This is a genomic window from Ruegeria sp. CDSA079 (assembly GCF_059612245.1).
Map to the genome: position 1 here is coordinate 312,539 of NZ_JBXWQF010000002.1, position 13,057 is coordinate 325,595.

The following is a 13,057-nucleotide window of genomic DNA, read 5'->3' on the forward strand; positions in this document are numbered from 1 at the left end:
CCGTTACCCCGCCACCGCACGCAGAGGCGCACCACCCAGCATCCGAAAATTCTGGCGTACCAACTGCGCCAATGCCTCGACAACAGCGCCACGGCCCGACTCGCCACCATAGAGGTTGATCATATGGGCCGGTAGCTCTGGCAGCGCGCCACCGGAATCGATTTGCTCAAGATGCGAGGCTTCGGTTCCGTCCAACATGGCGTGAACAGCAAGGTCCGCACTGACCGTGGCTTCGATGGTCCGGTCGTTTTCGGTTTCAACCGACAACTCCCACGGAATTCCTGCCGCATCCAATGCCGAGATCACCTGAGGTCGGAACAGGCAGCGACGCCCAAGTGCCAGAGGCAGCGGCTCTTTGCGCCACGCAGTTCCGCCCGGCGCACCAATCCAACGCAAAGGGAGCTCGGCGATGGTCTCTGCCCCCACAGTCGAAGACGGTTCTGTTGTCAGGATCACATCACATTCACCACGTTTGAACATGTCCTTGAGCTGAAGCGAATATGACGACACCAATTGCACGCGGACGCGCGGAAATTCCGCATTGAACCGCTGCAGCACCCGGGGAATCGCTGGATAAACGATGTCATGCGGCACACCCAGCACCACCTCGCCTTCAAATGCCTGATCTGTCAGGCGCCCGATTACCTCGTCGTTTAACGCGATCATACGGCGGGCATAGGCCAGCAATTGCTCGCCTGAAGCCGTCAGCGCAATGGTCCGACCGCTACGATCCAGCAATTCCAGACCCAACAGTTCCTCCAACCTCTTCAACTGCATGGAGACGGCGGATTGCGTCAGATGCAGAAACCCGGCGGCGCGCGTGACACCGCCTTGATCCGCCACAGCCACAAAAGAGCGAAGGGTGGTTATATCCAAATTTCGCAACTTCACGTTTCCTTATACATACCATCAAAAATATTCGTTTTTAAAATATGCCACATTGCCCCATATCAATCAAGGAAGTTGATGACTGAAGCGGAAATCATCGAAAAACCTGGAAAGGACAAAGATCATGACCCAAATTGCATTGCACACACCTTGCAAACCCGCCAACCGGTCCCTGGCGTCGCTGGTCTTTCAGGCAATCGAACTGATGCGGCAGCGACGCAAGCTGGCTCAGCTGGACGATGCAGCCCTTGAAGATATCGGCGTGACACGCACTGAAGCCTCTGCTGAGGCAGAGCGATTCCTCTGGGATGCTCCCGGTTACTGGAAAAGGTAACTGCAAAACACACATTTTTTTGCGGCGGCGGGCGGCCAAGAGTCACCTGCCGCAGAATTTGTTGCGTGTTTTAGTCGGTTTTCGGTCGGAATCTCTTGAAACACAGCCACTAGTTGCCGATATTTAGAGAGAAAACCGCCCCGCATCGCCGGGGCGTATTAACTCGATGAATAGGGAGACCCTTTGATGGCACAATTCGACACGATCCGGACGGTATCCGGCGCGCGCGCCGCCGAGATTGATCAGGGCCTGCGCGCCCACATGAACAAAGTCTACGGCACAATGTCCGTCGGCATGCTGATCACATCATTGGCGGCATGGGCGATTGCCGGTCTGGCTGTCACCAGTGATCCAAGCAACGCGGTCGCACAAATTGGCGCTGATCGCTATCTGACCAGCCTGGGTGGTGCACTGTTCCTATCGCCGCTGAAGTGGGTGGTCATGTTCGCCCCTCTGGCCTTTATCCTCTTTGGCTGGGGTGCTCTGATGCGCCGTGGTTCAGCCGCGACAGTTCAGCTTGGCTTCTTTGTCTTTGCCGCCGTTATGGGCGTATCCATGAGCTCGATCTTCATGGTCTTCACGCCCTACTCGATTGCTCAGACTTTCCTGGTGACCGCGATCGCCTTTGCCGGCCTGAGCCTGTACGGTTACACCACCAAGCGTAACCTTAGCGGTATGGGCACCTTCCTGATGATGGGTGTGATTGGGCTTCTGGTTGCAATGATCATCAACCTGTTCCTGCAGTCTGGCGTCATGATGATGGCCATTTCCGCCATCGGCATCCTGATCTTTGCCGGTCTGACTGCCTTCTACACGCAGGACATCAAGAACACCTATGTCGCACATGCTGCGCATGGCGATCAGGAATGGCTGGACAAGGCGGCCTTTGACGGCGCGCTGAGCCTGTACATCTCATTCCTGAACATGTTCCAGTTCCTGTTGATGTTCATGGGGCAACAGGAATAGCGCCTGCTGTAAGACAATGATGAAAGGGCCGGTTAATCACCGGCCCTTTTCTTTGCTTCAACAGCCATGTCTGGCTTGCGGAGAAACAAAAAACCCCGCCGTTCAGGCGGGGCTTTTTTATCTGGATCAAAATCCGATCAACTACAGTTCAGCGGAATGGCAAAGCCAGAACTCCGCTCGGATGTACCTTTTCGGAACACGCCGCCCGCTGGCAGGCATCCGGTGAATCGCTCGGTCTCTTCCGCAAAACCGACCCCTATCGAATTTTCAACCTTCGCGCTGTTGCTTGATGTACGCAACACGCCAAACAGTGTGCCATTGACACTGACGGTGCTGAGGAACAGGTCCCTGTCGCTGCCCTCCAGTTGAACAGCGGAATTTGGCGTCTGCCCACCATTGTCGATTGCCACTGACGCCACTTTGGACGGGTCGGTTTCATCCACCAGCAGCGTCACAGTCGGAAACTCTGCCAGTTCCGCAGGCACGTTGGTTGCGTCTGGCAAAAAGGCGACGGCACCGGGCACATCGGAAATCGTGCGCGGTTCACCATCGATTCCGGTGAACCCGACGCCTTCGCGGTTGAACGGGTCATCGCAGGCCGCAAGGGTCAGGACAGCAATTGTGGATAACAAGATTTTTTTCATGGCGCTCAACATTTTGTGGCGGTTTGCTGAACCGTACTTGCTGGGCACCGCAAAAAGCAAGCCACAGGCAATGCGATTGCTCTGGTCGCTGATGCGCGGCTGCAACGGACCCTTGCAGTTATGTGCGCCCCTGCCCTTTTGATGAGGGGCGTTCTCGCACAAAAAAAGAGGCCCTGAAAAACAGAGCCCCTTTCAATTTGTTCACGCGGAACGGCAGATTACTTGATCTTGCCTTCCTTGTACTCGACATGCTTGCGAACGACCGGATCGTATTTACGAATGGTCATTTTCTCGGTCATGGTGCGCGCGTTCTTTTTGGTCACGTAGAAGTGGCCCGTGCCCGCGGTCGAGTTCAGACGGATCTTGATTGTCGTCGGCTTCGCCATGGTTATCTCCTGCGTCCGGAAAGGCAGGGGCCTTTCGGTTGAATTCCTATGAGCGTGCGCTTTTACGCGCTGCACCGCCTATGTCAAGACCAATCGGCCCATCCTGCCACAGGAATCCCGACCGAACTTAATCCGGCAGGGTTGGGGCCCCCATATAGGTGTGAATCTGGTCTCTTTCCGCGTCTGAGAGGCCCAGCGCAGTGGACAATTGCCGCAGATAGGACGCCTCGCGCGCGTTGTCCAGACGGATGGCTGCCAGAGATGTAGCGTAGATCTGTATTTTGAGCGGCGCACCAGAATCAGCCGCCAATCCCATCACGTCAATCGGTGCGTTCAACTGCTCTTGCACAAAAGCACGCTCCTCATCAGTGACGTCGTCGCCCAGTTCTCCCAGAATGATCTCTTGTTCCTGTTCATCCAGTTCGCCATCCGCCTTGGCCGCCTGGATCATGGCCCGCAGCATAAGCTTTGCCTGCTCTTCCATCGCTGCGCCTGCGGGTGTGCCACTGAAAACGGTTTCCATCATATCACCGACCTGTTGATTGGCGGTTTTTGCGGCCCCTTGCATGGCATTCAACAACCCGCCCAACCCGGCGGCCCCGGCGGCGTTGCCGCCAAGCCCCATCTTGCCCATCATGTCCTGAAGGCCAGCAGCACCGCCGGGCAAGCCAAACTGATCGGCCATCTTGCCAAGCTGGTCCATACCAAAACCACCGCCCTGCATCATATCCTGCAGGCCAGCCATTCCACCCATCTTTTGATACTTGTCCATGCCCTTTGCAGCTGCAAAACCAATGGCCACAGACGCCAGTGTTTTCATAAAGCTCATAACTATCCTCCCGGTTCTTCAAATCTACGCGGCGAGTCTAACAGCAGAATGTATAAGCGAATACGGCGTTCAACCCCAACGCGATTAATGCTCAGACAACATCTGTTTGGTGCGTTAAATCTGCTGTCATGTTTGTACATATCAAGGATTCGTGATACGTACTCGCATCCAAGAAGCCAAGTTCAGGCTCATAAGCCGAGGCAGCAAAAACAGGGCCGGCCTGTGTCGAGCAGAGTTGTTTAATGCGACTTTTCTTGGGGGGCTATCATGACAGAATGGGTTATTCAGGCCGAGGAACTGGCCAATTGCAACTGCAACTTCGGCTGTCCTTGCCAGTTCAGCGTTCTGCCGTCTCATGGCAATTGCGAAGCGGTTGTCGTCTTCGACATCCATAGCGGCCACTATGGTGACACCGATCTGGGCGGCCTTCGGGCGGCAGGTGTTTACTACTGGCCAGGCCCAATCCATGAAGGCAATGGTCAGATGCAACTGATCATCGATGAAAGCGCCTCGGAAGATCAGCGGGCCGCATTGCAGGCCATCATGACCGGGCAAGACACTGACGAAATGGCCACGTTCTGGTATGTCTTCAGCGCGATGGCTCCGACCAAGCACGAAACGTTATTCGTTCCGATCGAGCTGGACTGGAGCCGCGAAGATCGTAGTGGATATGCCAAGGTCACGGGTGTTTTCGACGTCGAGGTCAAACCGATTCCCCATATCGTCTCTGGCGCGCCCCATCGGGCATCGATCCAGTTGCCAAACGGGTTTGAGTATCGCCATGCCGAGGCTGCCTCGGGCAGTGCAAAAACCACCGGCAGCAAGATCAGCCTCACCTTTGATACCACTCACGCCCATCTGGCGCATCTAAACATCTCGGGCCACGGCGTTTTGGGCGCATAGCCTTGGATGTCTCATGACCAAGCAGAAATCATCAGTTCAAGCCGGCGCGGTTGAGCGGCTGTTACGACAGGACACTGTGATCGTTTTAGGCAGTGTTTTTCTGATCGTTCTGTGTACCGCATGGTACACGGTCGCCGGGGTTGGGATGAACATGTCCGCAGTTGAAATGACGCGGATGGCTGGCCCGATAGGTGAGCCAATGAACATGGGTTCTGCCATGCCCTGGAGCACCGGTTACGCCCTGCTGATCTTTTTCATGTGGTGGGTCATGATGATCGCGATGATGACCCCAAGCGCTACGCCTGCTGTACTTTTGTTCACCGCACTCAAGCGCGTAGGTCCAGACAAGGAGCGCGCCGCGACGTACAGTCTGAGCTTTCTGTCGGGCTATCTGGTGGCGTGGGGGGTTTTCAGTCTTACCGCAACCGCTTTGCAATGGGGGTTAGAGCACATCGGACTGTCTGACGGGCCGATGATGACGGTCCGGTCTGGCGTTTTTGCTGGATCCGTTCTGTTAGCTGCGGGCATCTACCAGTTTTCAGAATTGAAAACGGCGTGTCTGCGCCATTGCCAAAGCCCCGCCCGGTTCTTGGCGGACCACAACCATCCCGGTCTTTGGGGGGCGTTCAGAACAGGTGGCTTGCATGGCACCTATTGCCTCGGATGCTGCTGGGCGCTGATGCTGCTGCTTTTCGTCGGCGGTATCATGAACCTCTATTGGATCGTCGGTATCGCCGCTTACGTTGCGCTTGAAAAACTTCTGCCAACGGCCCGCTGGCTGGTTCCGGTCTCGGGTGTGGCGCTGATCGGCGCAGGTATTTGGTTGATCGCAGCCCCGTTTCTTACCGGCGGCTGACACCAATCGGCCCCGGGACCAGCCGATGCAATGGCCCCGATTGATTGTCACAAAACGGAGGTTTCAATGCCCATTTTCATTACATACGCAACTTACTCGCAAGCTGGCGTCAAAGGCATGTTGCAGAAGCCCGAGAACCGCACCGGTCCGGTAAAAGCCCTGCTCGACAAAGTCGGCGGCAGGCTGTTGTCGTTTTACATGACCACTGGCGGCAACGATGTTGTTGTGATCAGCGAAGCCCCCGATGGAACCGATGCGGTCGCTGTTGGCATGGCCGTTGCCGCATCGGGTGCAGTGACGAATATCGAGACGGTACGCGCCTGGACGGCAGACGAGTTCGTCTCGGTCACTGAAAAAGCGGCCCGGCTAACGGGGGCTTATACGCCGCCCGGAGGCTAAGAGAATACGCGCGGAGGGCCTGTAAGCCGGATCTTGTTCCGGGGTTGCCCCCTTCGATGACCATTCCTCTAGGCCGCGCATTGCTGCGCGGCTCAAGCTGCCAACCCGGTCCCTCTCGGCCAAGACGCGCTTAGCGGCGGTATCGGCTTACGCCGACCGGCCCGCGCGGGGACCCTATTTGGCATTGCTCCCGGTGGGGCTTGCCGTGCCGCCCCTGTTGCCAGAGGCGCGGTGGGCTCTTACCCCACCGTTTCACCCTTACCCCGGACCGAAATCCTGGGCGGTCTGATTTCTGTGGCGCTTTCCGTCGGGTTGCCCCGCCCGGGCGTTACCCGGCACCGTTGTCTTGTGGAGTCCGGACTTTCCTCTCGGGCCTTGCGACCCCAGCGGCCATCCGGCCCTCCGCGCCGGGGATGGGTAGGCTGTGCGCCATGCGGCGTCAAGAGTGGAAAGCGGGGAATTGGGCCAACCCCTTCTTGGCCTGCGGCCAATTCAACCCCGAGGTATTTTTAGCCCGATGAAGCGCAGATCAGGTTTTTGTGCCGGGCGGAGTGAGCGCATTCAGATCCCCTGTTTCCAGTGGGCCTTGTGCCCAGGGACGAAATCGCAGCCGGACGGCAGCCAGCAGTTGGGTATCATCCACGGGAGCAGTGAAACCTGCCCTTCGCGCGGCGGCGCGGAATGCCTCCGGGCTTGGTGTGGCTGACGCGGTGACCGGCGCGCGAGATTTAGCCAAGGCTTGCCGCTCCAGCCTTTGCCAATCGAAGTGCGGCCCGGGGTCTGATTTGCGGCCGGGCGCCATGTCGGAATGGCCAATCACGCCCGATGCCGGGATGGACCAGTTTTTCATAATCCGAGGCAGCAGCGCTTCGAGGGTCGACATTTGCGGTTCGGAAAAGGGATGCGATCCTGTGTTGTCCAATTCGATCCCGACCGACCGCGAGTTTATGTCGGTTTGACCTTCCCACTCCCCTGCCCCAGCATGCCAGGCGCGGTCTTCTTCACGCACCATTTGCCAAAGGGTGCCATCACCGCCGATCAGGTAATGGGCCGAAACCTCGGAAGCCGGATCACACAAACGATCCAATGCCGCTTTCGCGCTGTCCATCGCGGTGAAATGGATCACGACCAAACTCGGCGTCACCCCATCCCTGCGCTCACCGAAATTGGGCGACGGATGCCAAATGGGTGAGAGTTCAGTTGTTGACGGCACTGCGGAACGGGCTGGGATCCCAGCCGCAGGCATAGCCATCCCCGTCCGGGTCCAGACCCTTACGGTCGCGCTGCGGGCCGCCATTGGACAGAAACTCGATCTGCGCCTGATCCGGCGATGGGAATTGTGCGCAGTTCCGCTGTGCCTTGGCTTGCAGGTTAAAGCCTGCGCGGCTGTAGAGTTGCGTGCCGACCGGGTTCGAGGTGCTGAGCGCGTATTGCACGATGTTGGGCTGACCGCCTGCGCTGCGCTCGGGCACGGCGGTCGGGGCCACAACTTCGTAGGTTTGGCGGTTTTGCTCGATCCGCGCGGCGTCGGATTCGATGCTGCGCCGCTCAGACACAGCCGCGAAATCCTGTTCGTCGGAAATTGCGCCATTGTTTGATGCAGGTGCTGTGGACACGCCTGCAGAGCTTTGTCCAGACGTACCAGCCAGGGCCGCTGCGGCTTGATTGGCAATGTCGGCGTTCTCACCGGTTGCGACACCTGTCGAACCTGGCGCACCCAGCGGCTGCTGCGACACATCGACAGGAGCCAGAAGCGGGTTGCCCACTGCGCCCTGCCCGGCCAATTGCGCCTCGCGCTGCGCCTGATACTCAGGCGTATTGAAACCGGTGCTGGTTAGCGGCGCAACATCCGTGCAGGCCACAACCAGCGTCAGGGCGGGGACCGAAAGCAAAACGCGCATCATTGGCTCCGTGTCTAGTGCTTCAGTTGCCCGAGGCTTACCACCATTTCCCGGGCTTGGCCACAAAACCGGCCGCGTTTTCTAGCGCATAGGCGGTGTTGAGCAGATCACCCTCTTCCCACGGTCGTCCGATCAGCTGCAGACCCAGCGGAAGACCCTGTGCATCCAGTCCCGCGGGGACCGAGATACCGGGCAAACCAGCCAGGTTCACAGTCACCGTGAAGACATCGTTCAAATACATTTGAACGGGGTCCGCCTCGGTCATTTCGCCAAGACCAAAGGCCGCCGAGGGGGTTGCCGGGGTCAGGATCGCATCGACGCCTGCCGCGAATACATCCTCGAAGTCTTTCTTGATCAGCGTCCGCACCCGGCGTGCACGGTTGTAATAGGCATCGTAGAAACCGGCAGACAGCACATAGGTGCCAATCATTACGCGACGCTGCACTTCGTGGCCGAAGCCTTCGGCGCGGGTTTTTTCGTACATCTCAGTGATGCCGTCGCCTTGCGCCAGCTGCGCGCGGTGACCATAGCGAACACCGTCGTAGCGTGCGAGGTTCGAGGACGCCTCAGCGGGCGCGATCACATAGTACGCAGGCAACGCGTACTTGGTGTGCGGCAGCGAGATATCGACGATCTCGGCACCCGCGGCTTTCAGCATTTCAGCCCCTTCGGCCCAGAGCTTTTCGATTTCCGCCGGCATACCGTCCATTCGGTATTCCTTGGGAATGCCGATCTTCTTGCCCTTGATATCACCGGTCAGCATCGCCTCGAAATTCGGGACGGCCAGCTCGGCACTCGTCGAATCTTTGGCGTCATGGCCGCACATGGTTTCGAGCATGATCGCTGCATCGCGGACGTTCTTTGTCATCGGACCGGCCTGATCCAGCGAAGACGCGAAGGCCACGATGCCCCAGCGCGAGCAGCGGCCATAGGTCGGCTTGATGCCGGTGATGCCGACAAAAGCGGCAGGTTGGCGGATGGAGCCGCCTGTATCGGTGCCCGTCGCCGCAAGGCACAAGTCAGCGGCCACAGCGGATGCAGATCCGCCCGACGAACCACCCGGTGTCAGTTGCGCATCATCATTGCCGCGGCGCCACGGGCTGACCGCATTACCATAGACCGAGGTTTCATTGGACGATCCCATGGCGAATTCGTCCATGTTCAGCTTGCCCAACATCACCGCACCGGCATCGGCCAATTGCTGCGACACAGTAGATTCGTATTCAGGCTTGAAGCCTTCAAGAATGCCCGATGCGGCTTGCGACGGCACGCCCTTGGTGCAAAAAAGATCCTTGATACCAATGGGCAGTCCACACATCGACGGCGCGTCGCCGCCCTTGATCCGCTCGTCCGCTGCCTTCGCACGCTCCAGCGCGATTTCGGGCGTCTTATGCACAAAAGCGTTCAGCGCGTCGGCCTCATCAATGGCCTTCAGGCAGGATTCGGTCAGTTCGACAGAAGTGACGTCGCCGGCACGCAGGGCGTCGCGGGCCTCGGCCAGGCCAAGTTTGTTCAGATCGCTCATGTCTTACTCCACCACTTTGGGGACTGCGAAAAAGCCCTCGCGCGCGTCGGGCGCGTTCGCCATAACCTTGTCCTGCTGGTTGCCGTCGGTGACCTCGTCCTGACGACGTTTCAGGCGCATCGGCTCGACCGAAACCATCGGCTCAACGCCTTCGACATCCACTTCGTTCAGTTGCTCGATGAACCCAAGGATGGTGTTGAACTCGGATGCCAGCGCCGGCAGCGCGTCATCCTCGACCTTGATCCGGGCCAGTTTGGCCACTTTGGCGGCGGTGCTTTGGTCAATCGACATCGGCTTCCCTCATCTACGTTATGGGGCGTTTACCCGTCTGTCGCGGCAGTCGCAAGACCACTGCGCCACTGGTAGGCCAGTGTTTCAAATTCCGGGGCTGTCACCTGCTATTCAAATCTGAATGAGGGATATGCGAAATAGTAAACTGTTTAGTTCATTTTGGAACTTGAAAACTGTACTGTACAGTTCATTTTAATTATGCGACATAACGCAAACCGGAGAAAAAACATGAAACCCCTGATGACAGCCGCAGTCTTGTCCGCCACGTTTTTGGCCGCACCGGCAATGGCTTTGGGTATCGACACAAACAACCTGACACGCACGTTGACCTTCCCGTCCCCTGTCGCGGAACCGGTCACGCAGGATCAGGTTAAACCTGCCAAATAAAGTGCAGGTCCCGGCCGGGTCGGACTTCCCCTCTCTGACCCGGCCATTTTGCATTTTCGAGGATGCACATCCCACGGCAAGCCGCTAGCATGAGCAACGATATCCAAGACGGCCGCGGGTCTCTCGTGGCGCAGGCAAGCCAGTGGAGCAAGACATGAGCGCGCAAAAACAAGCGGTTCTGGATGCAATTGATGCAGCCAATGCACATGACCCCAACCTAGACGACGACCGACCCGAAGCGCTGCTTTACGGTGAACGCATGACCGCTGAGTTGGACCGTTTGGTCCCGAACGCCTCTGACGTCCTACAGATTGCGGCGCGTGGTCAGCATGTAGAGCGGTGGAAACTGGCCCGCAGTGAGTACCCCGAAGGTCGGGCAGGTTATCTGGCATGGCGCAAAGCGCAGGCTGTGCACCATGCCGAAGTGGTCACTGGCCTGATGAACCGTGAAGGCTATGACGCAGAGCAGGTCGAGGCAGCAGGACGTATGTTGCGCAAGCAGGGAATCAAGCGCGATGAAGAGGTGCAGGCGTTGGAAGATGTGATCTGCTTTGTATTCCTGAAATGGTATTTCCTACCCTTTGCCGCGAAGCATTCAGCTGAAAAAATCCAGAGTATTGTCGAAAAGACCGCCCGCAAGATGTCATCAGCGGGCCGCGCGCGGGTTTTGGCTGAGTTTGACTTGCCTAACCATCTGGCTGCGGCCTTTCAGGATTAAGTCAGGACCGGCGCGGTTTGAGAACCTCAATTGCGTTTCTCTGGGATGATCAGAAATGGTTCATCCCGCGGCGTCCTCACGACCCGAAGCCTGTTGAAAAGCGACCCCGTATCAGCGCCGCGCGGTACACCTCGATCATCCAGCCCAGCATGATGGCATTCAGGATGTGCCACATGAAATGCGTACCCAGCGGCCATTCTCCGCAAACAGGCAAGTCGAGCGCACGGAACGTGATCGAAAGAAGCAGAATCACCGCTCCGATTGCCATCCCTTTGGCCAAGATCGGATCACGACCCCGCAACAGGGCCGCATAAATCAGGATCAACAACGGGACCGGCGCATAAGCCGCTGATCCGCCAAGCCCCGGAACAAGCTGAAACAGCGGAACGGTTGCAGCAGCATAGGGAAAAAAAAGCAACGTTCCCCCAAATGCAAACACCGAAGACATCCGCCAGATGTCCCTGTTCACTGCAAAGATATAGACCAGAATGAACAGAAGGATCGGCACCACATCCGCCAAGGCCGCCCAGACCTGCGCATGTGTGTGGAACAGATAGCTGCCAATCCCGATCATCGCCAGAAGCGCAACCAGAACCATGGCCAGTGGCATGTCCTGATCGCGCGCCCGTCGCCACATGATCCAAGCAGAAATCAGAAAGGCCGCATTTGTGGCCGCATTGATTGGTTCGGCCCAATAGTCCGGCGACAAGCGTTCGCAATATCCGTCAATTTCTCGAATCCAGTCCATGAAATTTTACATAGCCGATGCTAGGTTGATGCCAATAGTATGTTCAGGAGGAAACAATTTATGAAAATTATCTGGTTGGGCCATGGCAGTTTCCGCATCGAAACGCAGGGGCAGGTTCTATTGATTGATCCGTGGCTGACCGGCAACCCGGTTTTGCCCGAAGGACAGCATGATGCAGCGCTGGACGGCGCAACCCATATCCTTCTGACCCATACACATTTTGACCATGTCGCTGATGTTCTGCCGCTGGCCAAGCACCTGAAAATCCCAGTTGTTGGTCAATACGACTTGATGGGGTATTGGAGTGAAACGGAAGGCATTGAAACCACCGGCTTCAACAAAGGCGGCACTGTCGATCTGAAAGGGGTCAAGGTGACAATGGTCCCGGCCTCTCACAGCTCGACTTTTTCAACCCCCGATGGTCTGCGCACCGGCGGTAGCGAGGTCGGTTTCATGATCGCGGCTGAGGGAAAAGTGCTTTACGTTTCTGGCGACACTGACATCATGGCTGATATGGACTGGATGGGGGATTACTACAAACCCGATATCGGCATCCTGTCGGCTGGCGGACATTTCACCATGGACATGAAAGCCACCGCCTATGCAGCCAATCGGTATTTCAACTTCAAGACGGTTATTCCGTGTCATTACAAGACCTTCCCAATTCTTGAACAGTCTGCACAGGCTCTGATTGATGGGCTTCCCAGGGTCGACGTGATCGAACCAGAGATTATGAAAGCCATCACCGTCTGAGTTAACGCGCCGGATCAGTCCGGCGCGTCCTTGCGGCGGGCTTCGAAGAAGGCTTTCAGAAGGGCCGCAGCGTCTTCACTGGCGATCCCGTCATAGACTTCGGGCACGTGGTGGGATTGCGCGTGTGAAAACACCCGCGCCCCATGGGCCACACCCCCGGATTTGGGATCTGCGGCCCCATAGTAAATCCGCCGGATGCGCGCGGCTGCCAGGGCTGCAGCGCACATGGCGCAGGGCTCCAACGTCACATAGAGATCATGGTCCGGCAACCGTTCGGACCCCGCCTTGGCACACGCCGCGCGCAAGACCAGGATTTCAGCATGGGCAGTTGGGTCATTCAATTCGCGCGTTCGGTTCCCTGCTGTCGCCACAACACTTCCGTCAGGGCCGACAATAACAGCCCCCACCGGGACCTCGCCACGATCCGCTGCCGCGCGCGCCTCGGCCAGGGCCTGTTCCATATGCGATTTGAACACCATGCCTCTGACTGCATCAGAAACCTGCCTTTCGCAAGCGCGCGGGATGCGTT

Annotated in this window: 18 protein-coding genes and 1 other RNA gene; 8 read left to right on the top strand and 11 right to left on the bottom strand. The window is 57.6% G+C overall.

The genetic code is table 11. The features are described from left to right. Window positions 1-3 precede the first annotated feature (3 nt). Window positions 4-885: a LysR family transcriptional regulator gene (locus AC2FJZ_RS03640; protein WP_050602924.1), complete on the bottom strand. Its 882-nt coding sequence runs from the start codon at window positions 883-885 to the stop codon at window positions 4-6. A gap of 127 nt (window positions 886-1,012) precedes the next feature. Between AC2FJZ_RS03640 and AC2FJZ_RS03645 the strand changes: the two genes are divergently transcribed. Then, the gene (locus AC2FJZ_RS03645) at window positions 1,013-1,222 is read left to right on the top strand and encodes a DUF1127 domain-containing protein (protein WP_496667724.1); all 210 of its coding nucleotides are present in this window, start codon (window positions 1,013-1,015) and stop codon (window positions 1,220-1,222) included. A 186-nt stretch (window positions 1,223-1,408) separates the two neighbouring features. Continuing rightward, window positions 1,409-2,188, top strand: coding sequence for a Bax inhibitor-1/YccA family protein (locus AC2FJZ_RS03650; RefSeq protein ID WP_496776082.1), 780 nt, complete (start codon window positions 1,409-1,411; stop codon window positions 2,186-2,188). A gap of 137 nt (window positions 2,189-2,325) precedes the next feature. On the opposite strand, the gene AC2FJZ_RS03655 is transcribed toward AC2FJZ_RS03650, so the two are convergent. From AC2FJZ_RS03655 to AC2FJZ_RS03665, 3 genes are all read right to left on the bottom strand, one after another. Then, complete coding sequence (locus tag AC2FJZ_RS03655) at window positions 2,326-2,832, bottom strand: hypothetical protein (RefSeq protein WP_172677856.1); 507 nt, start codon at window positions 2,830-2,832, stop codon at window positions 2,326-2,328. Window positions 2,833-3,050: 218 nt separating this feature from the next. Then, window positions 3,051-3,218: a 50S ribosomal protein L33 gene (gene rpmG / locus AC2FJZ_RS03660; protein WP_037309480.1), complete on the bottom strand. Its 168-nt coding sequence runs from the start codon at window positions 3,216-3,218 to the stop codon at window positions 3,051-3,053. Window positions 3,219-3,345: 127 nt separating this feature from the next. Next, window positions 3,346-4,047: a DUF533 domain-containing protein gene (locus AC2FJZ_RS03665; RefSeq protein ID WP_496776083.1), complete on the bottom strand. Its 702-nt coding sequence runs from the start codon at window positions 4,045-4,047 to the stop codon at window positions 3,346-3,348. A gap of 267 nt (window positions 4,048-4,314) precedes the next feature. On the opposite strand from AC2FJZ_RS03665, the gene AC2FJZ_RS03670 reads away from it, so the two are divergent. The 3 genes from AC2FJZ_RS03670 (at window position 4,315) to AC2FJZ_RS03680 (ending at window position 6,205) form a co-directional block, all read left to right on the top strand. Further along, on the top strand, window positions 4,315-4,950 hold the full coding sequence (locus tag AC2FJZ_RS03670) for a DUF1326 domain-containing protein (protein WP_496667721.1): 636 nt from the start codon (window positions 4,315-4,317) through the stop codon (window positions 4,948-4,950). A gap of 13 nt (window positions 4,951-4,963) precedes the next feature. Next, window positions 4,964-5,806 (top strand): DUF2182 domain-containing protein, encoded by an 843-nt coding sequence (locus AC2FJZ_RS03675; protein WP_496776084.1) that lies wholly within the window; start codon window positions 4,964-4,966, stop codon window positions 5,804-5,806. Window positions 5,807-5,872: 66 nt separating this feature from the next. Further along, window positions 5,873-6,205 carry a GYD domain-containing protein gene (locus AC2FJZ_RS03680; protein WP_050603035.1) on the top strand — a complete coding sequence of 111 codons (333 nt, stop codon included), beginning with the start codon at window positions 5,873-5,875 and terminating at the stop codon, window positions 6,203-6,205. A gap of 6 nt (window positions 6,206-6,211) precedes the next feature. Here the strand turns inward: AC2FJZ_RS03680 and rnpB are convergent. The 5 genes from rnpB to gatC form a co-directional block, all read right to left on the bottom strand. Further along, window positions 6,212-6,611: RNase P RNA component class A (gene rnpB / locus AC2FJZ_RS03685), an RNA gene on the bottom strand. Between the two features lie 123 nt (window positions 6,612-6,734). Then, complete coding sequence (locus AC2FJZ_RS03690) at window positions 6,735-7,451, bottom strand: N-acetylmuramoyl-L-alanine amidase (protein ID WP_496776085.1); 717 nt, start codon at window positions 7,449-7,451, stop codon at window positions 6,735-6,737. Further along, window positions 7,402-8,106 carry a hypothetical protein gene (locus AC2FJZ_RS03695; protein ID WP_496776086.1) on the bottom strand — a complete coding sequence of 235 codons (705 nt, stop codon included), beginning with the start codon at window positions 8,104-8,106 and terminating at the stop codon, window positions 7,402-7,404. The genes AC2FJZ_RS03690 and AC2FJZ_RS03695 overlap by 50 nt, the downstream gene beginning before the upstream one ends. Before the next feature lie 37 nt (window positions 8,107-8,143). Then, window positions 8,144-9,631 carry an Asp-tRNA(Asn)/Glu-tRNA(Gln) amidotransferase subunit GatA gene (gatA, locus tag AC2FJZ_RS03700; protein WP_496776087.1) on the bottom strand — a complete coding sequence of 496 codons (1,488 nt, stop codon included), beginning with the start codon at window positions 9,629-9,631 and terminating at the stop codon, window positions 8,144-8,146. 3 nt (window positions 9,632-9,634) lie between these two features. Continuing rightward, window positions 9,635-9,922: an Asp-tRNA(Asn)/Glu-tRNA(Gln) amidotransferase subunit GatC gene (gene gatC / locus AC2FJZ_RS03705; RefSeq protein ID WP_496776088.1), complete on the bottom strand. Its 288-nt coding sequence runs from the start codon at window positions 9,920-9,922 to the stop codon at window positions 9,635-9,637. A gap of 228 nt (window positions 9,923-10,150) precedes the next feature. Here gatC and AC2FJZ_RS03710 point away from each other — a divergent pair, with 228 nt between their 5' ends. Both AC2FJZ_RS03710 and AC2FJZ_RS03715 read left to right on the top strand, forming a co-directional pair. Further along, a complete protein-coding gene (locus AC2FJZ_RS03710) occupies window positions 10,151-10,309 on the top strand; it encodes a hypothetical protein (RefSeq protein ID WP_496667715.1) in 159 nt (52 codons plus the stop codon). A 154-nt stretch (window positions 10,310-10,463) separates the two neighbouring features. Next, complete coding sequence (locus AC2FJZ_RS03715) at window positions 10,464-11,027, top strand: DUF4202 domain-containing protein (protein WP_496776089.1); 564 nt, start codon at window positions 10,464-10,466, stop codon at window positions 11,025-11,027. Window positions 11,028-11,103: 76 nt separating this feature from the next. Here AC2FJZ_RS03715 and AC2FJZ_RS03720 read toward each other — a convergent pair whose 3' ends face one another. Next, window positions 11,104-11,775 (bottom strand): ceramidase domain-containing protein, encoded by a 672-nt coding sequence (locus AC2FJZ_RS03720; RefSeq protein ID WP_496776090.1) that lies wholly within the window; start codon window positions 11,773-11,775, stop codon window positions 11,104-11,106. Window positions 11,776-11,835: 60 nt separating this feature from the next. Here AC2FJZ_RS03720 and AC2FJZ_RS03725 point away from each other — a divergent pair, with 60 nt between their 5' ends. Further along, window positions 11,836-12,528: a metal-dependent hydrolase gene (locus AC2FJZ_RS03725; protein ID WP_496776091.1), complete on the top strand. Its 693-nt coding sequence runs from the start codon at window positions 11,836-11,838 to the stop codon at window positions 12,526-12,528. A gap of 14 nt (window positions 12,529-12,542) precedes the next feature. On the opposite strand, the gene AC2FJZ_RS03730 is transcribed toward AC2FJZ_RS03725, so the two are convergent. Next, entirely contained in the window at window positions 12,543-13,007 is a 465-nt protein-coding gene (locus tag AC2FJZ_RS03730) for a nucleoside deaminase (protein WP_496776092.1), read from the bottom strand. Window positions 13,008-13,057 lie beyond the last annotated feature (50 nt).